General features: G+C 59.5%; 26 protein-coding genes and 1 other RNA gene. 13 read left to right on the top strand and 14 right to left on the bottom strand.

Features of this window, described 5'->3' with window-relative positions; genetic code table 11:
* Position 1 precedes the first annotated feature (1 nt).
* The 8 genes from AC1RTP_RS21615 to gyrA all read right to left on the bottom strand — a co-directional run bounded on the left by AC1RTP_RS21615 (position 2) and on the right by gyrA (position 8,713).
* Positions 2 to 1,000, bottom strand: a complete 999-nt coding sequence (locus tag AC1RTP_RS21615) for a prephenate dehydrogenase (protein WP_498610320.1) — start codon at positions 998 to 1,000, stop codon at positions 2 to 4.
* Positions 993 to 2,111, bottom strand: a complete 1,119-nt coding sequence (hisC, locus tag AC1RTP_RS21620) for a histidinol-phosphate transaminase (RefSeq protein WP_498610322.1) — start codon at positions 2,109 to 2,111, stop codon at positions 993 to 995. Before hisC ends, AC1RTP_RS21615 begins: the two co-directional genes overlap by 8 nt.
* A gap of 20 nt (positions 2,112 to 2,131) precedes the next feature.
* A complete protein-coding gene (pheA, locus tag AC1RTP_RS21625) occupies positions 2,132 to 3,205 on the bottom strand; it encodes a prephenate dehydratase (protein ID WP_498610324.1) in 1,074 nt (357 codons plus the stop codon).
* Between the two features lie 77 nt (positions 3,206 to 3,282).
* Entirely contained in the window at positions 3,283 to 4,365 is a 1,083-nt protein-coding gene (gene serC, locus AC1RTP_RS21630) for a 3-phosphoserine/phosphohydroxythreonine transaminase (RefSeq protein WP_498610326.1), read from the bottom strand.
* A 20-nt stretch (positions 4,366 to 4,385) separates the two neighbouring features.
* Positions 4,386 to 4,931 carry a DUF2059 domain-containing protein gene (locus AC1RTP_RS21635; RefSeq protein WP_498610328.1) on the bottom strand — a complete coding sequence of 182 codons (546 nt, stop codon included), beginning with the start codon at positions 4,929 to 4,931 and terminating at the stop codon, positions 4,386 to 4,388.
* A 13-nt stretch (positions 4,932 to 4,944) separates the two neighbouring features.
* Positions 4,945 to 5,451, bottom strand: a complete 507-nt coding sequence (locus AC1RTP_RS21640; RefSeq protein ID WP_498610330.1) for a DUF2059 domain-containing protein — start codon at positions 5,449 to 5,451, stop codon at positions 4,945 to 4,947.
* Positions 5,452 to 5,460: 9 nt separating this feature from the next.
* Positions 5,461 to 5,994 carry a DUF2059 domain-containing protein gene (locus AC1RTP_RS21645; RefSeq protein ID WP_498610332.1) on the bottom strand — a complete coding sequence of 178 codons (534 nt, stop codon included), beginning with the start codon at positions 5,992 to 5,994 and terminating at the stop codon, positions 5,461 to 5,463.
* An 85-nt stretch (positions 5,995 to 6,079) separates the two neighbouring features.
* Positions 6,080 to 8,713, bottom strand: coding sequence for a DNA gyrase subunit A (gyrA, locus tag AC1RTP_RS21650; RefSeq protein ID WP_498610334.1), 2,634 nt, complete (start codon positions 8,711 to 8,713; stop codon positions 6,080 to 6,082).
* Positions 8,714 to 8,975: 262 nt separating this feature from the next.
* Here gyrA and ompA point away from each other — a divergent pair, with 262 nt between their 5' ends.
* The 5 genes from ompA to ssrA all read left to right on the top strand — a co-directional run bounded on the left by ompA (position 8,976) and on the right by ssrA (position 12,708).
* Positions 8,976 to 9,698: an outer membrane protein OmpA gene (gene ompA / locus AC1RTP_RS21655; protein ID WP_498610336.1), complete on the top strand. Its 723-nt coding sequence runs from the start codon at positions 8,976 to 8,978 to the stop codon at positions 9,696 to 9,698.
* A 158-nt stretch (positions 9,699 to 9,856) separates the two neighbouring features.
* Complete coding sequence (ubiG, locus tag AC1RTP_RS21660; protein WP_498610338.1) at positions 9,857 to 10,552, top strand: bifunctional 2-polyprenyl-6-hydroxyphenol methylase/3-demethylubiquinol 3-O-methyltransferase UbiG; 696 nt, start codon at positions 9,857 to 9,859, stop codon at positions 10,550 to 10,552.
* A gap of 11 nt (positions 10,553 to 10,563) precedes the next feature.
* Positions 10,564 to 11,256, top strand: a complete 693-nt coding sequence (locus AC1RTP_RS21665; protein ID WP_498610339.1) for an HAD family hydrolase — start codon at positions 10,564 to 10,566, stop codon at positions 11,254 to 11,256.
* 73 nt (positions 11,257 to 11,329) lie between these two features.
* Positions 11,330 to 12,304 (top strand): hypothetical protein, encoded by a 975-nt coding sequence (locus tag AC1RTP_RS21670; protein WP_498610341.1) that lies wholly within the window; start codon positions 11,330 to 11,332, stop codon positions 12,302 to 12,304.
* A gap of 41 nt (positions 12,305 to 12,345) precedes the next feature.
* Positions 12,346 to 12,708: a transfer-messenger RNA gene (gene ssrA / locus AC1RTP_RS21675) on the top strand.
* A gap of 245 nt (positions 12,709 to 12,953) precedes the next feature.
* Here ssrA and AC1RTP_RS21680 read toward each other — a convergent pair.
* Together AC1RTP_RS21680 and AC1RTP_RS21685 are read right to left on the bottom strand one after the other, a co-directional pair.
* The gene (locus AC1RTP_RS21680) at positions 12,954 to 13,193 is read right to left on the bottom strand and encodes a hypothetical protein (RefSeq protein ID WP_498610342.1); all 240 of its coding nucleotides are present in this window, start codon (positions 13,191 to 13,193) and stop codon (positions 12,954 to 12,956) included.
* 83 nt (positions 13,194 to 13,276) lie between these two features.
* On the bottom strand, positions 13,277 to 13,633 hold the full coding sequence (locus tag AC1RTP_RS21685) for a hypothetical protein (protein WP_498610344.1): 357 nt from the start codon (positions 13,631 to 13,633) through the stop codon (positions 13,277 to 13,279).
* A 287-nt stretch (positions 13,634 to 13,920) separates the two neighbouring features.
* On the opposite strand from AC1RTP_RS21685, the gene AC1RTP_RS21690 reads away from it, so the two are divergent.
* The 6 genes from AC1RTP_RS21690 to AC1RTP_RS21715 all read left to right on the top strand — a co-directional run bounded on the left by AC1RTP_RS21690 (position 13,921) and on the right by AC1RTP_RS21715 (position 17,879).
* A complete protein-coding gene (locus tag AC1RTP_RS21690) occupies positions 13,921 to 14,850 on the top strand; it encodes a M20/M25/M40 family metallo-hydrolase (protein ID WP_498610346.1) in 930 nt (309 codons plus the stop codon).
* A gap of 99 nt (positions 14,851 to 14,949) precedes the next feature.
* Positions 14,950 to 15,276, top strand: a complete 327-nt coding sequence (locus tag AC1RTP_RS21695) for an ArsR/SmtB family transcription factor (protein ID WP_498610348.1) — start codon at positions 14,950 to 14,952, stop codon at positions 15,274 to 15,276.
* Entirely contained in the window at positions 15,273 to 15,752 is a 480-nt protein-coding gene (locus tag AC1RTP_RS21700) for an arsenate reductase ArsC (RefSeq protein ID WP_498610350.1), read from the top strand. The genes AC1RTP_RS21695 and AC1RTP_RS21700 overlap by 4 nt, the downstream gene beginning before the upstream one ends.
* Positions 15,749 to 16,468, top strand: coding sequence for an aquaporin (locus tag AC1RTP_RS21705; RefSeq protein ID WP_498610352.1), 720 nt, complete (start codon positions 15,749 to 15,751; stop codon positions 16,466 to 16,468). The genes AC1RTP_RS21700 and AC1RTP_RS21705 overlap by 4 nt, the downstream gene beginning before the upstream one ends.
* The gene (gene arsH / locus AC1RTP_RS21710; protein ID WP_498610354.1) at positions 16,465 to 17,178 is read left to right on the top strand and encodes an arsenical resistance protein ArsH; all 714 of its coding nucleotides are present in this window, start codon (positions 16,465 to 16,467) and stop codon (positions 17,176 to 17,178) included. Before AC1RTP_RS21705 ends, arsH begins: the two co-directional genes overlap by 4 nt.
* Positions 17,179 to 17,501: 323 nt before the next feature.
* Complete coding sequence (locus AC1RTP_RS21715) at positions 17,502 to 17,879, top strand: hypothetical protein (protein ID WP_498610356.1); 378 nt, start codon at positions 17,502 to 17,504, stop codon at positions 17,877 to 17,879.
* A gap of 6 nt (positions 17,880 to 17,885) precedes the next feature.
* Here the strand turns inward: AC1RTP_RS21715 and AC1RTP_RS21720 are convergent, their stop codons facing one another.
* From AC1RTP_RS21720 to AC1RTP_RS21730, 3 genes are read right to left on the bottom strand one after another with little or no spacing between them, the layout of a single operon-like run.
* Positions 17,886 to 18,707, bottom strand: coding sequence for a radical SAM protein (locus tag AC1RTP_RS21720; RefSeq protein WP_498610358.1), 822 nt, complete (start codon positions 18,705 to 18,707; stop codon positions 17,886 to 17,888).
* A gap of 2 nt (positions 18,708 to 18,709) precedes the next feature.
* Positions 18,710 to 19,285: an exonuclease gene (locus tag AC1RTP_RS21725; RefSeq protein WP_498610360.1), complete on the bottom strand. Its 576-nt coding sequence runs from the start codon at positions 19,283 to 19,285 to the stop codon at positions 18,710 to 18,712.
* Positions 19,286 to 19,299: 14 nt separating this feature from the next.
* Positions 19,300 to 19,860, bottom strand: coding sequence for a toprim domain-containing protein (locus AC1RTP_RS21730; protein WP_498610361.1), 561 nt, complete (start codon positions 19,858 to 19,860; stop codon positions 19,300 to 19,302).
* Between the two features lie 231 nt (positions 19,861 to 20,091).
* Here AC1RTP_RS21730 and AC1RTP_RS21735 point away from each other — a divergent pair, with 231 nt between their 5' ends.
* Positions 20,092 to 20,337, top strand: a complete 246-nt coding sequence (locus AC1RTP_RS21735; RefSeq protein ID WP_498610363.1) for a hypothetical protein — start codon at positions 20,092 to 20,094, stop codon at positions 20,335 to 20,337.
* Here the strand turns inward: AC1RTP_RS21735 and AC1RTP_RS21740 are convergent.
* Complete coding sequence (locus AC1RTP_RS21740; RefSeq protein ID WP_498610364.1) at positions 20,317 to 20,574, bottom strand: HigA family addiction module antitoxin; 258 nt, start codon at positions 20,572 to 20,574, stop codon at positions 20,317 to 20,319. The genes AC1RTP_RS21735 and AC1RTP_RS21740 overlap by 21 nt on opposite strands.
* Before the next feature lie 144 nt (positions 20,575 to 20,718).
* Between AC1RTP_RS21740 and AC1RTP_RS21745 the strand changes: the two genes are divergently transcribed.
* Positions 20,719 to 20,997 carry a hypothetical protein gene (locus tag AC1RTP_RS21745; RefSeq protein ID WP_498610366.1) on the top strand — a complete coding sequence of 93 codons (279 nt, stop codon included), beginning with the start codon at positions 20,719 to 20,721 and terminating at the stop codon, positions 20,995 to 20,997.
* Positions 20,998 to 21,045: the final 48 nt, after the last annotated feature.

The following is a 21,045-nucleotide window of genomic DNA, read 5'->3' on the forward strand; positions in this document are numbered from 1 at the left end:
CTTATTCTGCCGCCGCGTCTTTCGGCTGCGGCGGCTCAGCCGCCTCGATGGTCTCGATCCATTGCCGGCGCGCGCGTTGGGCGTTGGCGTAGGTAGCTTCAAGGGCGGCGGCGTCGCCAGCGGCTAAGCTGGCGCGCAAACGGGTTAATTGTGCCAGATATGCATCCAGCTCAGTCAGGAGTGCGGCCTGGTTGGCGAGGCTGATGTCGCGCCACATTTCAGGCGAGCTGCCGGCGATGCGGGTGAAGTCGCGGAATCCGCTGGCAGCATATTGGAACAGCAAATCCGAGTGGGGCTTGCGCTCGATGTCGTCTACCAGCGCGTAGGCCAGCAGGTGGGGAAGATGGCTGACGGCGGCGAAGACCTTGTCGTGGTCTTCCGGGGTCAGGGTGTGGATGATGGCGCCGCAGGCTTTCCAGGCGGCGGCCACGCGTTCGACGGCGGCGGGGTCGTTCTCGGCCAGGGGCGTGAGGACGGTTTTTTTGCCTTGGTATAGGTCGATGATCGCGGCGTCGGGGCCGTTGGTTTCGCGGCCGGCGATGGGGTGGCCGGGGATGAATTGGCGCACTCGCTCGCCCATCACGGCGCGGGCGGCGGCGACGACGTCGGATTTGGTGCTGCCGGCGTCGGTGACGATGGTGCTGGCGTCGAGGTGCGGCAGGATCGACTGCAGGATGCGGCCTGTCTGCGCGACGGGCGCGGCCAGCAGGATCAGGTCGGCGCCGGCGATTGCCTCTTCAAACCGGTAACCCAGTGTCTGACCCGCAGGGTCAGACACTGGTACGCGACTGCCGCTGATCGGTGTCTGACCCTGCGGGTCAGACACCGGGGTACCGGTTTGGGCGGCGGAGTCGATGATGCCCAGCTCGAGAGCCCGAGCCAAAAACGCTTCAGACCGGTCAACACCAACAATATGCTGAACAACGCCAGCCTGCTTCAGCGCCCGTGCAAACGAGCCGCCGATCAGGCCAACGCCAAAGATAACAACCTTATTAAGCACGGTCCTCCGCCAGCGCCTTGCGCAGCGCAGTAATCAGCACCGCATTCTCTTGCGGCAGGCCGATGGAAACACGCAGCCACTGCGGCAGGCCGTAGTTACCCACCGGACGTACAATCACCCCCTGCTTCAGCAGCGCCAGGTTGATACGCGAACCAGCAGCATCATCCTTACCCACGCGCACCAGCACGAAGTTACCGTACGAAGGCACATATTCCAGCCCCATATCCTTGAACGCCTCAACAAACTGCTCGTAACCCGCAGTATTGTTGGCAGCCGACTTGTCCAGGAATTCCTTATCGTTCAGCGCCGCAATCGCAGCAGCCTGCGCCAGCGAGTTCACGTTGAACGGCTGGCGGATACGGTTCATCAGGTCAGTCACTTCCGGCTGCGCCAGCGCGAAGCCCACGCGCAGGCCGGCCAGGCCGTAGGCCTTGGAGAAGGTGCGCGACACCAGCAGGTTCGGGTATTTCTTGACCCATGCTGCGGACTCGTACTGGTCTTCCTTCTTCAGGAATTCGTTGTAAGCCTCGTCCAGCACGACAACAACGTTGGCCGGCACCTTCTGCAGGAATGCTTCGATTTCGGCGCCGGTGACGAAGGTGCCGGTCGGGTTGTTCGGGTTGGCGATGAACACCAGCTTGGTGTCCGCTTCGATCGCGGCAGCCATTGCGTCCAGGTCGTGGCCGTGGTTCTTGGCCGGCACCACGATGTGGCGCGCGCCGATGCCCTGGGTCGCGAGTGCGTACACGGCGAAAGAGTACTGCGAGTACACCACGGACTGGCCGCGCTCGACGAAAGCGTGTGCAGCGATTTCCAGGATGTCGTTGGAGCCGTTACCCAGGGTGATCCAATCCATCGGCACGTCGTAGCGCTTGGACAGCGCAGTTTTCAGGTCGAAGGCATTGGCATCCGGGTAGCGGCCGAGTTCCGCGACGGCAGCGGCCATGGCCTTCTGCGCCGATTCCGGCACGCCGAACGGATTTTCGTTTGATGCCAGCTTAACGATGGATTCTTCTTTCAGGCCAAACTCGCGCGCCACTTCGGAGATAGGCTTGCCTGCCTGGTAAGGGGCGATTGCGCGAACGTATTCTGGGCCGTAATTCTTGGACATGGATCTAATCTCTTTAAAGGTCAGGTGAGGCTGGTCGGGTAAGAGCCCAGCACTTTGAAGAAGGCAGCATTGTCCTTGAGTTCGGCCAATGCCTTTGCCACGGACGGGTCTTGTACGTGCCCTTCTACGTCTACATAGAAATAATATTCCCAGGTACCGACACGCGCCGGACGCGATTCAAAACGCGTCATCGATACGCCGTGCTTAGCCAGTGGCGCCAGCAGCTGGTACACCGCGCCGGCCTTGTTCGGCACCGCCAGGATCACAGAAGTGTGGTCGCGGCCGGAAGGATTGGTCTGCAGGCTGCCGATCACCACGAAGCGGGTGCGGTTGTGCGGGTCGTCCTGGATGTGGGCATTGACCACGCCCAGGCCGTACTGGCCGCCGGCGTGCTCGCTGGCGATGGCGGCGATGGTCGCGTCGTCGCCGGCCATACGCGCGGCTTCGGCATTCGAGGCCACGGCGCGGCGCTCGATATGCGGGTAATGTTCGTTCAGCCAGACCTGGCACTGGGCCAGCGCCTGAGAGTGGGCGCAGATCACCTTCACGCCATCCATGGCGCCGGTCCTGGTCATCAGGCTGTGATGGACCGCGATGGCGATTTCGCCGGAGACCTGGCAAGGCGTGGCCAGCATCAGGTCCAGGGTGCGGTTCACCGCGCCTTCGGAGGAATTTTCGACCGGGACCACGCCGAAATCGGCGGTACCGGCTTCCGCCGCGCGGAACACCTCATCAATGGAGGCGCATGGAATGCCATCGACAGCGGTGCCGAACTGCGCGTACACCGCCTGTTCGCTGAAAGTGCCTGCCGGGCCGAGATAGGCCACGGTCACGCGGCGCTCCAGCGCGCGGCATGCCGACATGATTTCGCGGAAGATGGTCTGCACTTCGCGGCCGCCCAGCGGGCCCGGATTGCGTTCGGCCACGCCGCGCAGCACCTGGGCTTCGCGCTCGGGACGGAACACGGGTGCATTGGTTTCGGCCTTGACGTGCCCTACTTCCTGCGCCACTTTGGCGCGCTCATTGAGCAACGCCAGGATTTGCGCGTCGATCGAATCGATCTTCTCGCGGAGGGGTTTAAGTTTGTCTGTCATTAGTTTGCGTTTACTCTATGCCGCAAAACCCGGAAAGACTGGGGCAGACCCCAGGGTCTGACCCAGGTGTGCCGGGTCTAGCGTCCTGCAAATTCGTTGAGGTAGTCGACCAGCGCTTGCACGCCCTCGATCGGCATCGCGTTATAAATCGATGCCCGCATACCACCGACGGACTTGTGGCCCTTCAGCTGCAACAGCCCGCGCGCCTTCGCACCGGCCAGGAATGCTTCATTCTTAGACTCGTCGCGCAGGTAGAACGGGATGTTCATGCGCGAACGGTATTCTTTTGCGACGCGATTCTGGTAGAAGTCGTCGGCGTCGAGCGCCTGGTACAGCAGCTCGGCTTTTTCAATATTACGCCTTTCCATGGCGGCCACGCCGCCCTGCTTCTTCAGCCACTGGAACACCAGGCCGGCAATATAGATGCCGTAGGTAGGCGGCGTGTTGTACATCGATTCGTTTTCCGCCACGTTCTTGAAGTCAAACGCGGACGGGCAGAACGACTGCGCCTTGCCGATCAGGTCATCGCGTACGATGACCACGGTCACGCCGGCCGGGCCGATATTTTTTTGCGCACCGCCGAAGATCACGCCGTACTTGCTCACGTCCACTGGGCGCGACAGGATGTGGGACGACATGTCGGCCACGATGTCGGTATTGCCCTGAACGGTCGGCACGAAGTTGAATTCAACGCCGTCGATCGTTTCGTTAGTGCAGATGTGCAGGTAGGACGCGCCAGGCGTCAGCTTCCATTCCGACTGGGCCGGCACGCGATCGAAACCGGTGGCCTGCGACGAAGCAGCCACGTTGACGCGGGCATAGCGCGCCGCTTCCTTGATCGACTTGCTGGACCAGGAACCGGTCTGGATGAAATCGATGGTGCTGTCGGCGCCGCCGCACAGGTTCATCGGCAGCACGGCGTTCTGCGACAGGCCGCCGCCCTGCATGAACAGGATCTTGTAGTTGTCCGGCACGGACAGCAGCTCGCGCAGGTCGCGCTCAGCCGCCTTGTAGATCGAAATGAATTCCGGACCGCGGTGGCTCATCTCCATCACGGACATACCGCTGCCGTGCCAGTCCAGCATTTCCGCGGCCGCCTGTTGCAGCACTTCCTTAGGCAGCACGGCCGGACCGGCCGAAAAATTGTAGATGTTCGCCACGATACTTATCCTCTGTTCCGTTACTCAAAAACCGCCATCACTTCGCCCATCAGCTTTTCCACGCGCGGCAATACGACCTGCTGCGAAATGGTCATCGACTCCGCGGCAATAGCAGGCGTTTGCGCCATGACCTTCTTGCCCAGCGGGGTGCGGTAGAAGGCCGCCAGCTGGTTGATTTCTTCCAGCGTGTAATGGCGCGCATAGACTTGGGTCATCGCCGCCTGCATTTCGTCAACCAGCGCAGGATCGGCAAACATGGTACGCATTTTCTCCAGCACCGCTGGCATTTTGGATTTCGCCAGTTCCAGGGCCTGCGCTTTTTGCTCGGCGTTCAGTTTCTTGTTCGCATTGACCGCAGTCTCGATCGACTTCACCATGAACGGCCCTGTCTGGTCCATGCTGGCCTTCATGGTCTGCGCCATCAGGCTGCGGTAATTCATCGAATCAAGCAGCTTGCTGACGGCGGAAACAACGGCAGGGTTGGGAGCCGCGACAGCAGGTTTATCGGCAGCATGCGCACTGGCAAATGCCAATGTGGCAGCGATGGCTACAGCAAATTTCTTCATCTTAGCTTTCCAATTACTTCGTTTGCGCAATCACGCGCTTGGCGCGCTCCTGCACCAGCTTCTTCGCCACTTCCGAGCTTTCGCCCATCAGCACCGGCATGACTTCCAGCGATTTCTTGCCGGCCGGGCTGCGGTAAAACGTCGTCAGCGCCTTCACTTCGTCCGCCGTGAAGTGTTTAGCGTAGAGCGGCACCAGCTGGTTGTACAACTCATTAACCAGCTTGGGATCGCTGAATTCCTTCTGCAAGGCCGCGGTGACGGCCGGCATGCGCCGGTCCACGGTTGCCATTTCCGCCTTGCGCTGTTCGTCGGTCAGGTTAGGCTTATTGCGCAACACCTCTTCCGCACGCATATGCAAGATCTGCGGCAGCGCCTTCGCCAGGCTCTGTACCGACACGGTCATATTGACGCGCGCATTGGTCGCGTCCATCAGTTCGCGGATTGCGGCATCGGTAGGCGGCCCCGCGTGGGCGGCGGCGGCGAATGCGATAGCAGCAATGGCGAAGGCGAATTTCTTCATGCGTGGCCCTTATTTCTTACGGAACTGTTCCATCGCCTTCTGGATGCGAGGGCCGGTCACGCGCTGGCTGATCGCCATCGATTCCGCCATCACTTGCGGCATCACCTGCAGGCTCTTGATGCCCACCGGAGTGCGGTAGTAGGCGGCGATCTGCTTCAATTCGGCTGTGGTGAAGTGGCGCGAATACAGGGCAACCATCTCGGTCTCGATCTCCGCCATCACGGCTGGATCGCTCATCACGCCGCGCAGCACGTCCGCCACTTTCGGCAACTCCGCTTCCATCTGCTTCAGTCTTTCCTGGCGCTGCGCATCGCTCAGGTTGGGATCGGCCTTGATCGCGGCTTCGCCCTGCTGGCGCATCATGTTTGGCAACGCCTTGGACATCTGGTCCATCGATGCTTTCCAGGTGGCGCGGTAATTCATCGCATCCAGCAGCTCGCGCACGGCGGCGGTGTTGGCTGGCGCCGGCGCGGCGGCATCGGCGGCATACGCGCCTTGTGCCAGGGCGAAGGAAGTAAGCAGCGCTACGACGATTTTCTTCATTGTTTATTCGCTTTTCGAATTTGGGCCGTTGAAAAACTAACGGGCCCGGCCTGATCACTCAGACGGGGCCCGTTGCGGGTCAGCCTTATTCGTCTGCTGCGCCGCCTTCTGCGTCTGCCTCAGCCTCTACCTCCGGCTCGTCGGCGTCTGCCTCCACGATACGTTGCAAGCCCGAGAGCTTGGTGCCGTCCTCCACCGCAATCAGGGTCACACCCTGGGTCGCACGACCCATCTCGCGGATCTCCGACACGCGGGTGCGGATCAGCACACCACCGGTCGTGATCAGCATGATCTCGTCGGTCTTGGTGACCAGGGTCGCCGCCACCACCTTGCCGTTACGCTCGGAGGTCTGGATCGCGATCATGCCCTTGGTACCGCGGCCGTGGCGGGTGTACTCGGCGATCGGGGTACGCTTGCCGAAACCGTTCTCAGTTGCGGTCAGCACCGACTGCTCTTCGTTTTCCGCCACAAGCAGCGCGATCACGCCCTGGCCTTCTTCCAGGTTCATGCCGCGCACACCGCGCGCGGTACGGCCCATCGGACGCACATCGTTTTCATCGAAGCGCACTGCCTTGCCGTTGTCGGAGAACAGCATCACGTCGTGCTTGCCGTCGGTCAGTGCTGCACCGATCAGGAAGTCGCCTTCGTCCAGGTCGACCGCGATGATGCCGGCCTTACGTGGGTTGGAGAAGTCCTTCAGCGGGGTCTTCTTCACGGTACCCAGGCTGGTCGACATGAAGACGTAATGGTCTTCCGGGAAGGTGCGGTTTTCGCCCGACAGCGGCAGAACCACGGTGATCTTCTCGTTGTCCTGCAGCGGGAACATGTTCACGATCGGCTTGCCGCGCGAAGTACGCGAGCCTTGCGGCACTTCCCAAACCTTCAGCCAGTACATGCGGCCACGGTTGGAGAAGCACAGGATGTAGTCGTGGGTGTTGGCGATGAACAGCTGGTCGATCCAGTCTTCATCTTTAGTCGCTGCCGCCTGCTTGCCGCGGCCGCCGCGCTTCTGGGCGCGGTATTCGGACAGCGGCTGGGCCTTCATATAGCCCATGTGCGACAGGGTCACCACCATGTCCTGCGGCGTGATCAGGTCTTCGGTTTCCAGATCGGTCGCGTTGTTCTCGATGTTCGAGCGGCGCGGATCCTTGTCGCCGAATTCCAGCATCGACGCGTTCAGTTCGTCGGTAATGATGGCGGTCACGCGGGCCGGCTTGGACAGGATGTCCAGCAGGTCGGCGATCAGGGACATCACGTCCTTGTACTCGTTGACGATCTTGTCCTGTTCCAGGCCGGTCAGGCGCTGCAGGCGCATTTGCAGGATTTCGCCTGCTTGTTCGTCGGACAGCTTGTACAGGCCATCGGATTGCAGGCCGTAATGCTTAGGCAGGTGCTCCGGACGGAACGCCTCGATACCGCCCTGGCCTTCTTCGCCGGTGCGCTTCAGCATTTCGCGCACGATGGACGAATCCCAGCCGCGCGACATCAGTTCCTGCTTCGCGATCGGCGGCGTCGGCGCAGCCTTGATGATGGCGATGAAGTCGTCGATGTTGGCCAGTGCAACCGCCAGGCCTTCCAGCACGTGGCCGCGTTCGCGCGCCTTGCGCAGTTCGTACACGGTACGGCGGGTGACGACTTCGCGGCGGTGCGACAAGAAGGTCGCCAGCAGGTCCTTCAGGTTCATCAGCTTCGGCTGGCCGTCCACCAGGGCGACCATATTCATGCCGAAGGTGTCCTGCAACTGGGTCTGCTTGTACAGGTTGTTCAGCACCACTTCCGGCACTTCACCGCGTTTCAGCTCGATCACCACGCGCATGCCCGACTTGTCGGATTCGTCGCGGATGTCGGAAATGCCTTCCAGCTTCTTGTCGCGCACATTTTCGGCGATGCGCTCCAGCAGGGACTTCTTGTTAACCTGGTATGGCAGCTCGTCCACGATGATCGCGGTGCGGCCGCCTTCCTTGCCGTATTCCTCGAAGTGGGTCTTGGCGCGCATCACCACGCGGCCACGGCCGGTGCGGTAACCATCGCGCACGCCGGACACGCCGTAAATCGTGCCACCGGTCGGGAAGTCCGGCGCCGGGATCAGTTCGATCAGTTCATCGATCGAGCAATCCGGGTTATTCAGCACGTGCAGCGCGCCGTTGATCACTTCCGTCAGGTTGTGCGGAGGGATGTTGGTGGCCATACCCACTGCGATACCGGAGGAACCGTTGATCAGCAGGTTAGGAATCTTGGTTGGCAGGACGGTAGGCTCTTTCTCCTTGCCGTCGTAGTTAGGCGCGAAATCGACGGTTTCCTTGTCGATGTCGGCCAGCAGCTCCGCTGAGATCTTGTCCAGGCGGCACTCGGTATAACGCATCGCCGCTGCATTGTCGCCGTCGATGGAACCGAAGTTACCCTGGCCGTCGACCAGCATGTAGCGCAGGGAGAAGTCCTGCGCCATACGCACCAGCGTGTCGTAAATCGACGCGTCACCGTGCGGGTGGTACTTACCCATGACTTCACCCACGACGCGGGCGCATTTCACGTAAGGACGGTTCCACACGTTGTTCAGTTCGTGCATCCCGAAAAGTACGCGGCGATGCACAGGCTTCAGGCCGTCGCGAGCGTCAGGCAAGGCTCGGCCCACGATCACGCTCATGGCGTAATCGAGGTAGCTCTTGCGCATCTCTTCTTCGAGGGAAATTGGGATTGTTTCTTTTGCGAATTGATCCATTGGCGGGTCGATGTATTGTCTAGGCGTACAAGCCTGCGATTTTAGCATGGCGCCCGGTGGCCTTGGAGAAAGTCATCGGGTTGACACAAAAGCACCTTATTATGCCCACTGCGTTGCAACAAAACAACATCTTGGTCGGATGAAGGGAACCGGCCTTTTCTCGGACTTTTGATGTGCTTTTGCAAAATATGGCAAAATGGACGAGAAATTAATGGAAATCTTAGTTTCAGTAGCTTCACACCCGAATAAGGAAAAGACCAATATGAAGAAACTCCTCGCCACTCTGTTCGCAGCGTCTTCCGTTCTGGCAGGCCCAGTCCTGGCTCAAGAAAAGCCGACTTCGCCACCGTTCGCACCGGTAACCCAGGATATCCAGGCACCAACCCCATACAGCGCATACGTGCAAGACCAGCGCGGCATCATCGCCCGCAACCCATTCGGCCTGTGCTGGCGCACCGGCTACTGGACCCCGGCTGATGCCGTGGTCGGTTGCGACCTGCCGCTGTGCACCCCGCCGGAAGAACTGAAAGATGGCAAATGCGTGCTGCCACCGGCGCCGCCAGCTCCAGTGGCCCCGCCACCAGCCGTCGTACCGCCAGCACCTGTTAAGCCAGTTGGCCCGGTTGTGACCGCTGAGAAAGTGTCGTTCGCCGCTGACGCGTTCTTCGACTACGACAAGGCTGTTCTGAAGCCAGAAGCCAAAGAAAAGCTGGACGACATGGTCAGCAAGCTGAACTCAATCAACCTGGAAGTGATCATCGGCGTCGGCCACACTGACTCCATGGGCACCGACGCGTACAACGACAAGCTGTCCCTGCGCCGTGCAGACGCTGTTAAAGCGTACCTGATCAGCAAAGGCGTGGAAGCCAACCGCGTGTACTCCGAAGGCAAAGGCGAAAAACAGCCAGTAGCGGACAACAAGACCGCCGAAGGCCGCGCCAAGAACCGCCGCGTGGAAATCGAAGTTGTAGGCACCAAGAAGTAATTCCCGGCGCACCAGCGCTATTACGAGCCCCGCCAATGTGCGGGGCTTTTTTTTGTCCACCTTGGGGTCAGGAACCAAGGTGGACATTTCCTTGACCCAAGAAATGTCCACCTTTGTTCCTGACCCCAGGGTGGACATTTTTCCAGTATCATCGCGCCATGAACGCCGACCCATTAGAACTGCAAAAATTCAGCGAACTGGCCCATCACTGGTGGGACCCCACTTCCGAATTCAAACCCCTGCACGAAATCAATCCACTGCGCCTTGAATGGATCAACGCCCGTGCCCCACTGGCCGGGAAAAACGTGATCGACATCGGCTGCGGCGGGGGCATCCTGTCTGAATCCATGGCCCGCAAAGGCGCCAAGGTGACCGGCATCGACCTCTCTGAAAAAGCCCTGAAAGTGGCCGACCTGCACAGCCTGGAATCCGGCGTGCCAGTGCGCTACAAGTTGATCGCCGCCGAAGAAATGGCCGCAGCCGAAGCGGGCCAGTACGACGTGGTCACCTGCATGGAAATGCTGGAACACGTGCCCGATCCAGGCGCCATCGTGCGCGCCGCAGCCACCCTGGTGAAACCGGGCGGCCATGTCTTCTTCTCCACCCTGAACCGCAACGCCAAGGCCTACCTGTTCGCGGTAATCGGCGCCGAATACCTGCTGCGCATGCTCCCCAAGGGTACGCATGATTATGAAAAATTCATCACGCCGGCAGAATTGTCGCAATACGCGCGCACTGCTGGTTTGCAAGTGGATGCATTGAAGGGCATGGGCTACAATCCGCTGACCAAGGTCTATTCCTTGAACAACGACACCAGCGTCAATTACCTGGTTGCCTGCACCCGCCCCGAATAAAGCGTTTTTCCATGAGCCTGTACCCTGCCCCGCGCGCCATCCTGTTCGACCTGGATGGCACCCTGGCCGACACCGCACCCGACCTGGCCGCGGCCCTCAACCTGTTGCGCACCGTGCGCGGACTGGAGCCAACGCCATATGAGTTGCTGCGTCCACAGGCTTCGCATGGAGCGCGTGGCATGATTGGCGTTTCCTTCGGCCTCAAGCCGCAGGATGAAGGCTTTATCGAGCTGCGCGACGGCTTCTTCAGCAACTACGAAGCCGCCATGGCCGTGCACAGCACCTTATTCGAAGGCGTCAATGAACTGCTGGCCGGCATTGCCGACGCCGGCCTGCGCTGGGGCATCGTCACCAACAAGCCTGCCCGCTTCACCGACCCGCTGGTACCGCAAATCGGCCTGGCACTGGCTAGCTGCGTGATTTCCGGCGATACCACCCCGCACGCCAAACCCCACCCAGCCCCGCTGCTGGAAGCCGCAGCCCGCCTCGGCCTCTCGCCAGAGGAATGCTGGTACGTCGGCGACGACCTGCGCGACATCCAGGCCGGCCACGCCGCCGGCATGCGTACCATCGCCTGCCAATGGGGCTATTGCGGCGCAATCGAACCAGCCGAATGGGGCGCCGACCACCTGCTGGCCTCCCCCACAGAATTGCTCGACCTGATCCGCGCCACCGTCCCATCCCCGACACCGTTAGCAGCCTAGAATCACTGTTATAACTTGCCCAACAGCAATAAGTTTCTATACTATAGTCAGTAGTACAAAAACTGGAGACTGTATGAACGGCGACGACAACATTGAGGCTGCGCTACCACCGCGCAGCAGCGCTCCACAGCGCTGGGAAGCCTCGGTTGCCGAAAGCCGTTCCTATTGGTACGACTTGCTGGTCAACGACCCACTGGTTCCTGACTTCCGCGACCCGATTGGCCGCTACCAGCGTCGCATGCAGTTCGCGCTCGATGCGACCATGGAAAAGTACCTGCTGTTCTTCGTCGTCTCGCGCCCAAAACTGCGCTTCGACACCAAGAAAGGCGCCAGCTGGGGCTTTTTCGGCCTGAAGCTGACCGTGCCGCTCCTGGCCGGCATCGACAACCGCAAAGAATCGATCACGCTCGAACTGGACATGCCGTTCGAAGCCACGTTCAAGAAACCGATCGTCACCCTGCACGACAAATACATCACGCTCAACTGGGGCGCGCTGACGGAATGCTATTCCGCCCACGACCTGCTGCAGCAGTTCCCCAATGAGCTGAAGTACGAAAGCACGGTGCAATACATCGGCGTCACGCGCGACACGCAAGCCCGCCTGGCCAAGGCCCGCCTACCCGCCGTCAACCGCATCATCGAAGAAAATGACGGCACGCTCGACACCTTCCTGCTGATCAAGCGCATGGACGTGAAGGTAGAAACGGCAGCCAGCGACCCGATGGGCGAAGCTTCCAACCGCTCGCATATCGAAGTGATGGAAGCAGCACTGATCCGCTACTTCGAAGGTGACAAACCCGCTCACCACGGCACCATCGACAACAACAACCGCCGCGACCGCGTAGCGCAGCTGGTTGAGACCTACCAGCTGAAGAGCCTGACCGTCGACCTGGGCTTCAAGGAAGCCGACAGCTTCGACGACCTCAAGTCCGCCACCGCCCCCGTCTCCCGCCGCCACCTGGTCGAATTCGCCTTCGGCCCCGGCGGCGCCATCCTCCCTACCCGCCTGGCCGACGACGCACGCCCGCTTATCTCGCTCGAAGAGTGACGCATCGGAAAAGATTCAGGTAAAATACAACTTCCTTCTGTGGGGACGACCTGGTTTCGACGTGGGTTGCAAAGCAGAACAGGGCATACCGAGGGCTGGTTACCTCGTAAATACACCCAGAAACAAACTAACTGCAAACGATAACTCGTACGCACTGGCAGCTTAATCGCTGACCTGCCCGACAACACCTCGCCCTTCGGGTGTGGCCGCAAGGCCGTGTTGGGTCATTTAGAAGGGATCGGACTTCGAGGGTTCACTTCGAGAAGTCCTAAACTTAAGGTGAATCGCCTGTCCGCAACGTGCACATCCGTGTCGTACAGGTTAAATTAAATGATAGTGCTAAGTATGTAGAACTGTCTGTAGAGTGCTTGCGGACGCGGGTTCGATTCCCGCCGTCTCCACCACTATTTCTTTAAAATCATGAGGTTATGATTTTGATGTTGTCATTTATTGGGGTATTTTGGGGCTATTTGGGCACTGGAATGACAAAAGAATGGCAACCTGAAAATGGCCGCGCACCGCGGCCATTTTTTCGTCTCGACTACGCTGCCAACGCGGATGGGCTTGGTCTGGTCCATTCGCAGGGGCCGACGAAAAAGAGATCGGTAGTTACTGGCGTTGGTTGACCAACCTCAGCAAGGTAACGCCATCAGCTCTCACGCAACTTTGCTGCGCGTCGCGAATTGACGATGATGCGAACAGGACTTTTAGCTCCTCGAACGTATTTAGCAGAGAGCACTCTTTCAATAATCAGATCAGAAATCCCATTAAGAGTCATGAACTGACGGGCTTCTGCGGCGCCTGCGAGATATAGCAGGGACAGGCCGTATTGGACTCGGTCAGCGGTTACACGATCCAATCGGCGATAGCTGGTGATTTTTTCGGACATGGTCACCTCCTTGCTGCTTAGAAGTATGACACGCACGAAATTGTCTTGTCGCACAGGTTGGCTTCGTCTACTCGCGTTAATTGTCAGTCGTCATCGCCTGAACGAAAGCTGGAGCGCGACGGCACCGGCGTTTGGTTTGATGCGCAGGGCTCTTCAAATCGGCGCTCTCGCAAGGAATCAAACAGCATTCCCATCGCTTCCATATCGCGCCCTTTCCAGCCGTATGCTTCGGCCTGAAAAGTTGGAGGGCTGTTTTTTAATGACTGGCGCGAACGTCCGCCACCCGACAATAATCGCTGGATAATTTCAGAAGGCACGTTCTCACTAATGAGATAGGCCAATGCGTACCGCCAGCCGCACTCGTCCGCAAGATCAAGCGCCTCATCGATGGCTTCCGTCAAATTAACGAGCGTCCGTCTATCTTTGAAATCTAGAGGCATGCCTATCTCCTTATTTCTTCGCGCTAGTCACTTGGCGAAAACAAGATTTGCATGAGACTGCCACCATACCATGGTGGCGCACCAATAGGGATTGGGCTTTCCTATGTTCCACAGGAACCTGATGATTTATCGTGCCGCCACCACCGAACAAAGAAAATGGGCTCCAAGCGCAAGCTTGGGGCCCATTTTCTTTGTTCGTTTGCGCAGAGTTGGAGGGCAATGCTTTTCTTGCAATGGTCTCGGACAATTCGGTTATCATCAGCGCCAATTCCACCTGCAATTGCCAATTGAAAACCTACATTCTTAGCTTACTCTTCGTCGCCAGCGGCGCTATGGCGCAGGCGACCGTACCGGACCAGAAGCAGCTGATGGAGGATGTGCGCATACTCGCGTCGACCGATTTCGCCGGCCGCGAAACGGGCACGGAAGGCAGCCAGAAAGCTCGCGCTTACCTGCGCAAGCGCTTCGAGGCCGTCGGCATCAAGGCTTTCGCCTCCGGTTACGAACAGGCTTTCACGTTCAAGCGCAGGTTTTGGAGGAATACTGAAACCGGCGTCAACTTGATGGGATATATCCCCGGTACGCGCTCACCCAAAAGCTACCTCGTGATTAGCGCGCACTACGACCATTTGGGCTGGCAAAAAGGCAGGCTTTATCCAGGCGCTGACGACAACGCTTCCGGCGTAGCGACGATGCTGGCAGTCGCAGCCTGGTTCAAGGCGCATCCGCCCGCCCATTCGATTCTGTTCGTCGCCTTCGACGCCGAGGAACGGGGCATGAAAGGCTCAAAATATTTTGTCGGCGCGCTGCCCGTCCCGAAAGCCCAGGTGGTAATGAACCTGAACCTGGACATGGTCAGCCGCAGTGATAAAAACGAGATTTATGTCGCGGGCACCAGCAAGCGCTCCGACTTCAAGCCGCTGTTGCAACTGGCTGCAGCGCGCAGCAGCGTCTCACTCAAATACGGGCACGACTCCTTTTTTGCCCACGGCGACAACTGGACCGATAGTTCCGACCAAGCGCCTTTCCATGACGCAGGCATTCCCTTCCTCTTCTTCGGCGTGGAAGACCATTCCGACTACCACCACCCGGGCGATACTTTCGAGCATATCCCACAAGCCTTCTTCACCAAAACGGCCAGCCTGATCGTGGATACGGCCACGGTGCTGGACCAGCACCTCGATGAAGTGAAGACCAAACGTTCATGGTGGCCATAGATCGCGTCATCAAGCTGTCAAATTATTTCGATATTATTCGAAATATCGTATTAATATGCCATAATCCGGCCAACGATGAAAACTGATGGGGCAATACGCATGGAAACCAAAGCTGTCATTGCCGCGCTGGCGGCGCTGGCCCAGGAATCGCGCCTCAGTGCTTTCCGGTTGCTGGTTCAAACGGGACCACAGGGGCTTGCTGCTAGCAAGATCGCCGAAGAATTGGACGTGGCGCCGTCCTCGCTGTCGTTCCACCTGAAAGAGCTGACCAATGCAGGGCTGATCGAGTCCCGCCAGGAAGGCCGATTCATCTACTACAGCGCCAACTTCGACACCATGAACGAGGTGCTCTCCTATCTGACCGATAACTGCTGCGCCGGCCAAAGCTGCACACCATCCTCCAACTTCAAATCCTGCAAGCCATGAACGTACTGATTCTCTGCACCGGCAACTCCTGCCGCTCCATCCTGGGCGAAGCCACCTTCAACCACCTGGCCCCCGCTGGCTGGCACGCCATCAGCGCAGGCAGCAAGCCTGCCGGTTACGTCCACCCTCGCTCGCTGGCGCTGCTGGAGCGCGAAGGCATTTCGACTGCGGGCTACCACAGCAAGTCGTGGGACAAGCTGCCGGTCACGCCGGACATCGTCATCACCGTCTGCGGCAGCGCCGCCGGCGAAACCTGCCCGGCTTACCTTGGTCCGGTCATGCGTGCCCACTGGGGCGTCGAGGACCCAGCCCACGCTACCGGCACCGACGAGGAAATCGACGCGGCATTTATGAAGGCCTATCGCATCCTGCGCCACCGCATCGAGACATTCTTCGCGCTGCCGCTGGAAGAACTGACAATGGATCCGGCGCGTATGAAGGCGGAGTTGGAACGCATCGGTACGGTGTTGCCATGACCCTGTCCCGACGTCTCACCGCCGAAGCTCTCGGCACGGCCATCCTGCTGGCCGTGGTGGTTGGTTCCGGCATCATGGCCGAGCGCCTGTCGGGCGGTAATGTAGCCATCGCCCTGCTGGCGAATACGATCGCCACCGGCGCCGGCCTGGTTGCCCTGATCCTCATGTTCGGCACCATCTCCGGCGCGCACTTCAATCCCGCGGTGACGCTGTCGGAAGCATGGCAGCGCAATGTGCCTGCGGCGGAAGTGCTGCCCTACATTGCCGTTCAAGTCGCTGGCGCCTTTGCAGGCGTCGCAGCCGCACATGGCATGTTCGGCGAGCCTCTGTTCTTCGCATCCGAGCATGTCCGTTCCGGTCCTGCGCAGTGGTGGAGCGAGTTTGTCGCCACCTTTGGCCTGATCGGCGTGATTATTGGCTGCTCGCGCAGCCGTCCGGCGATTACACCTTTTGCAGTGGCGGCCTACATCACTTCGGCCTACTGGTTCACGTCCTCGACTTCCTTTGCGAATCCAGCTGTGACCCTGGCGCGTGCGGCGAGCAATACGTTCGCCGGCATCCGCCCTGTCGATGCACCGGGCTTCATTGTTGCCCAGTTGGCGGGAATGGCCGCGGCGACTGCCCTTTTCTGCTGGCTGTATCCAGCGCCACCCGCCGATGCAACTGTCGGCGGCACCGTAGCCCCCGGCGACTTTGCAGGTTCTTTAGAAAAATGAGCATCCCTGACCTTCCGAACATCAAGGCCGAACTTCTCGACGTTCCGACCATCGACAAGCTGGCGCCGCAAGGCGACATGGCGCATCCGCCGCGCATCCTGATGCTGTATGGCTCCTTGCGCGAGCGCTCCTTCAGCCGCTTCCTGACCTACGAGGCTGCGCGCATCCTTGAGCAATTCGGCGCCGAAGTGAAAATCTTCGATCCGATGGAATTGCCGATGGTCGGCAGCGTTCCAGAGACCCATCCGAAAGTGGTGGAGTTGCGCGAGTTGTGCCTGTGGTCGGAAGGCCAGGTCTGGTGCAGCCCTGAGCGCCACGGGGCAATCACCGCCGTCATGAAAAACCAGATCGACTGGATACCGCTGGAACAGGGCGCAGTTCGCCCAAGCCAGGGCCGCACGCTGGCGGTGATGCAGGTGTGCGGCGGCTCCCAGTCGTTCAATGTGGTCAATACCTTGCGCCTGCTGGGCCGCTGGATGCGCATGTTCACGATCCCCAACCAGTCTTCGGTGCCGATGGCCTACAAGGAATTCGATGACGCGGGACGCATGCGCCCTTCGGCGTATTACGACCGCGTTGTTGACGTGATGGAGGAGCTGTTCAAGTTTACCCTGCTGATGCGCGGCCGCACCGATTATCTGACCGACCGCTATAGCGAACGCAATGAGCGCGCCGTCAAAGCGATCAATCGACAAATCGAACGTCTATAGCTCTTTCTTCGGCTTGTTGGACACGACCAGTTTCAAGTGATTGATTTTGTATCGCGCGCGAGGCTCGATCAACATAATTCCGTGTTCAGTCACACGGATTTCGCCCCCGTCCGGAAAAACCCGCGACGTTAATCCATCCCAGGGCAAGTCGGGCAGCGGCGGCACGAGCGTCAGCTTTGGCGGTTCCATCGGGCACGCATTCGAGAAGGTACTTACTCATCATAGAAGATGAGGCTGCAGGCGCAAGCCAATAGTTGCAATTTGCTAACTTTGCATGGAAAATGCACAATCTGCATCGCAACTAACAGTACTTCATAGGAATAATGAAATTACCTAAACTGCCGCTCATTCTTGTATTCCCCTTCGCTTTGACCGGCTGCCTCAGCATCAATCTGGACCACGTGGTTCGGGATACGGCCGATGTCAGCAAGAGTGCATACCAGTCGATTTCCGAAAAGATGGATGCCAAAAAGAAGCCGAAAGCGACGGCTAGTGTGATTGCGCATTCCTATGTTGGCAAACCTGAACAGACAGTCGCCGACGTCAAACAAATGTGCGAAACCGAAGCTGCGCAAAAGCTGCGCGCGCTGGCGGGCGCCGACAATGCACTCTATACGGTGATTGAGAATGAGATCGTTGTGATCAACGGCGGCGTCGCGGCCAACTGCAAGGTCGGCATCGACAACGGCCGTAAGTCTTAAATCCAGTCACACGCCGACGAAGGCTGGCGCCGCATTCGCCCGAATGGGGATGCGCTTCCTTGGCGTGGGTTCCTCTGGAATGGTAAACAGCAAAGTATCCATCGCTTCACTGGCGCGTTCGAGAACAACGCGTCCATCAGCCTCGACCACTGGCACCGGCTTGACCGAAAAGTCCAACCAGCGCACGTCCAGGCGGCCAAGAAGCGCGCGCCGCTTGCGCAGGACTTGCTTATGCAAAAGCGCCCGTTCTTCAGGCGCCAGACCATACTCGCCTTTTGTGCGATAGCCGTTACCGCGTGGGATAAACGGCAGGATGCTGAGTTTTCGGACCTTCTCCGAAAGACAGAAATCGGCCATCCAGTCCAGGACCCACTCACTACCCGCCACCACCGTCGTTTGTACCGACGTGGGGATACCGGCAGCGATCAGCTCGCGAAGATGTTCCGTTGCCTGGTCAAAGGCCGCGCGCCCGACCATCGCATTGTGGTGCGCACGATCTCCATGAATGCTCACTTTGACCCGCGTGCCTGCGGCCTGCAGCGCTTGCAGCAAGGGTTCCGTCATGACGATGCCATTGGTCGTGAGCCGCGACCCGCTTCCCTGCGCATGCACATGCGCCAGCAACTCCGGCATCGCTGGATGAATGGTCGGCTCGCCGCCGCAGAAATGGATGATGCGAACGCCCTTCTCTTCCAGCCAGGACAGGCGCCGCTTGAGCATTTCAGCCGGCGGGTGCGCGCCATCGGGCGGCGCAAGGCAGAAGCCGCAGCGCGCATTGCAGTAACGCGTGACCCTGAAGCATACCGTTGATGGCAGATCCTGGTTCATGATCACCCCCGTCCGTTCCGGCTCTCCCTGAGCATATTGCAAAACAAGGCGCCCTGCTCGAGTGCGTCGTCAACTGCCACATGGGTATGCGGCAAGTCGTCGAACCATCGCTTGGGCATCGCGCTCTTGGTGCTGCGACGATAGTCCTTGCGCAGCATCGTCATGGCCATCGTCTTCATGTCGAGGGCCGAGAAGCTGAACGGGCTGTGACCGGCAAAGCGTATCAGGTACCAATAGACGAACATGAAATCGAAGGCCGCAGGATAGCCGACGAACACCGGCAGTCCGGGCAGCGCTTCCAGCCATGCGACGTAGTCTTTCATAGCCGACTCCGGGGGCTGCAAGTTGGTGCGCGACGCCTGCCAGGCTTCGGGATGCTCGCTCCACCATTTCAGCGTGTCGGGGTGCCCGGCCGCATTTGGCAGGAGTTCCAGATTGGCGGAAAAAGTGCCAAGCAAGGTCTTGTCCGCCAGATAGGCAGCCGATGCAAAGCTCAGCATGGAGTGCGGACCGGGGATCGGGCCATCGACCTCGACGTCCGTGCTGACATAGATTTCGACCTTCGGCTTATCACTCATTTGGGGCCACATTCTTAAGTAATGTTGGATCGAAGCCAGCGTACCACCTTGGCGCTACCTTGCTTCACAAGAGCGGTGTTCCAATCCTTGCAGCGGCCCGGGGGGAGCAAGCGCCGCGCGTTTGCCATGGAAAGCCGTTCCGCAAAGTGGTGCGCCTCCCGGTCGCCGGGTGCGTTCGCGTCAAAAGCCAGCCACACGACGCGCCGGGAGCAAATCTGCGGCAACCAGGGCGCCCAGCGTCCGATGGTGGCAGCGGCATCCCAACCGCATGCGGCAAGGGATAGCGCATCGAATATGCCTTCCACCAGAATCAGAGGCTCGGCACGCCAGCTTATGCCGACGCCGGCGATGCCGCCTGGCATCCCGACCGTCAGCATTTTGTTTTGGCCGCGCACCGTGTTCAAGTAGCGGCCGTGAACCGACAACAGCAGGTCGTCCTGGCCATACATGCCGACCAGCACAGCAGCGCGCCCATTCCAATCCGGATCGAAACGCATGCCAGCCAGATCGGCCAGCGCCAAAGGAATGCCGCGCCGCTCGACATATGCTTGACCTGGCGTGCCTGCAAGCGGCACGGCCCGAGCAAGGCGCTCGCTCGGGAGCTCGCCTGTTCCGGGCATATGAAGTGGGTCAACGCGTGCAAGTCGCGCCATATCGCGGTGGAGGGATATCGGGAAGACCTGGTCATTGTGCTCCCCATCTCGACATCGATCCTCTCCGATTGTCACTTTTCGCAAATCTGCGACATGACGCACAGACGGGGACGACCTTCACGCCCACCATATCCACTAGCTCAGGGAGGCAACGTGGATCAGCGAAGTCACCAGGAACGGCGTCACGATAGCGGCACTGCGGAGCGATTCAACATGGCCATGCGCACTGCCCTGGCTTTCGACCAGGGCGCGGCGTACAGCTACCTCGCCATTTGCGGCGTGGGACAAATGCTGATCCACTCGTTCGCCGAACGCTTTCCTACGCAGGTGCGGGCAGTGGCTTCCCTGCCCTGGCATTCCAGCGACCGCCGCAGCGAATCAATGCAGCGTGCGTATTGAGCGTGAATCGTACGCCGCTTGCAGGTCGAGCCAGAATTCCGGTGTCGTATCGAAATAGCTGGCGAACTGCTGCGCGGTGGCGGGAGAGATCCTGCCTTGTTGGTGCACGATGCCGCTCAGGTACTCGGCCTCAAGGTGCAGCACGCCGGCCAGCGTACTCGTCGTCAATCCCATCGGGTCCATAAACTCTTCCAGCAGGACTTCGCCTGGATGGATCGGGCGCGTATTGGTTCTCATGGTCGCCTCCTTTACTTCCATTCTACTACCATGCTGCCGGACGCTATTCTGTTGAACCTGCTTCTGCGCAAGTACATAGAGTATTAGCGGTTTCCTCCCTTCGGGCTTAGAATGGACTATTGGCCTAGCTACAAGGAGGCAATCATGTCCACACTCAACAAGGGACGCAGCCTGGAGCAGCAAACCCACGATGGCACCAGCAGCATCGGCACCATGGGCGCCGGCTGCACTGGTCGCCGCAATCTCTCCCAAGCGCAAGAAGGCAACCTGCAATCGGCCGATGAGGCTGGCCGCACTGACGATTTGCTGTCGGGCTGCGTTGACGAAGGTGAGCGCGAGCACGGTTTCCAGACCGGCACGCAATACCGGCAGGGGGAAGTCAGGCAAACCGGCCCAGACACTGTCCGGCGCAGCGAACGCTAAATCCTTGATCCTGGATAAGTTTTACCGTTGAACAATTTTCCTAAGTGA

This window comes from Pseudoduganella sp. GW821-FHT11H04 (assembly GCF_058807935.1).

What these genes read in the sequence shown, in the direction of transcription:
- hisC (WP_498610322.1), bottom strand. Translation starts at nt 2,111, where the DNA reads ATGTCCAAGAATTACGGCCCAGAATACGTTCGCGCAATCGCCCCTTAC.
- AC1RTP_RS21705 (WP_498610352.1), top strand. Translation starts at nt 15,749, where the DNA reads ATGACCCTGTCCCGACGTCTCACCGCCGAAGCTCTCGGCACGGCCATC.
- AC1RTP_RS21715 (WP_498610356.1), top strand. Translation starts at nt 17,502, where the DNA reads ATGAAATTACCTAAACTGCCGCTCATTCTTGTATTCCCCTTCGCTTTG.
- AC1RTP_RS21635 (WP_498610328.1), bottom strand. Translation starts at nt 4,931, where the DNA reads ATGAAGAAATTTGCTGTAGCCATCGCTGCCACATTGGCATTTGCCAGT.
- pheA (WP_498610324.1), bottom strand. Translation starts at nt 3,205, where the DNA reads ATGACAGACAAACTTAAACCCCTCCGCGAGAAGATCGATTCGATCGAC.
- AC1RTP_RS21640 (WP_498610330.1), bottom strand. Translation starts at nt 5,451, where the DNA reads ATGAAGAAATTCGCCTTCGCCATTGCTGCTATCGCATTCGCCGCCGCC.
- ompA (WP_498610336.1), top strand. Translation starts at nt 8,976, where the DNA reads ATGAAGAAACTCCTCGCCACTCTGTTCGCAGCGTCTTCCGTTCTGGCA.
- gyrA (WP_498610334.1), bottom strand. Translation starts at nt 8,713, where the DNA reads ATGGATCAATTCGCAAAAGAAACAATCCCAATTTCCCTCGAAGAAGAG.
- AC1RTP_RS21720 (WP_498610358.1), bottom strand. Translation starts at nt 18,707, where the DNA reads ATGAACCAGGATCTGCCATCAACGGTATGCTTCAGGGTCACGCGTTAC.
- AC1RTP_RS21645 (WP_498610332.1), bottom strand. Translation starts at nt 5,994, where the DNA reads ATGAAGAAAATCGTCGTAGCGCTGCTTACTTCCTTCGCCCTGGCACAA.
- AC1RTP_RS21670 (WP_498610341.1), top strand. Translation starts at nt 11,330, where the DNA reads ATGAACGGCGACGACAACATTGAGGCTGCGCTACCACCGCGCAGCAGC.
- ubiG (WP_498610338.1), top strand. Translation starts at nt 9,857, where the DNA reads ATGAACGCCGACCCATTAGAACTGCAAAAATTCAGCGAACTGGCCCAT.
- AC1RTP_RS21740 (WP_498610364.1), bottom strand. Translation starts at nt 20,574, where the DNA reads ATGAGAACCAATACGCGCCCGATCCATCCAGGCGAAGTCCTGCTGGAA.
- AC1RTP_RS21680 (WP_498610342.1), bottom strand. Translation starts at nt 13,193, where the DNA reads ATGTCCGAAAAAATCACCAGCTATCGCCGATTGGATCGTGTAACCGCT.
- AC1RTP_RS21695 (WP_498610348.1), top strand. Translation starts at nt 14,950, where the DNA reads ATGGAAACCAAAGCTGTCATTGCCGCGCTGGCGGCGCTGGCCCAGGAA.
- arsH (WP_498610354.1), top strand. Translation starts at nt 16,465, where the DNA reads ATGAGCATCCCTGACCTTCCGAACATCAAGGCCGAACTTCTCGACGTT.
- AC1RTP_RS21745 (WP_498610366.1), top strand. Translation starts at nt 20,719, where the DNA reads ATGTCCACACTCAACAAGGGACGCAGCCTGGAGCAGCAAACCCACGAT.
- AC1RTP_RS21725 (WP_498610360.1), bottom strand. Translation starts at nt 19,285, where the DNA reads ATGAGTGATAAGCCGAAGGTCGAAATCTATGTCAGCACGGACGTCGAG.
- AC1RTP_RS21685 (WP_498610344.1), bottom strand. Translation starts at nt 13,633, where the DNA reads ATGCCTCTAGATTTCAAAGATAGACGGACGCTCGTTAATTTGACGGAA.
- AC1RTP_RS21700 (WP_498610350.1), top strand. Translation starts at nt 15,273, where the DNA reads ATGAACGTACTGATTCTCTGCACCGGCAACTCCTGCCGCTCCATCCTG.
- AC1RTP_RS21665 (WP_498610339.1), top strand. Translation starts at nt 10,564, where the DNA reads ATGAGCCTGTACCCTGCCCCGCGCGCCATCCTGTTCGACCTGGATGGC.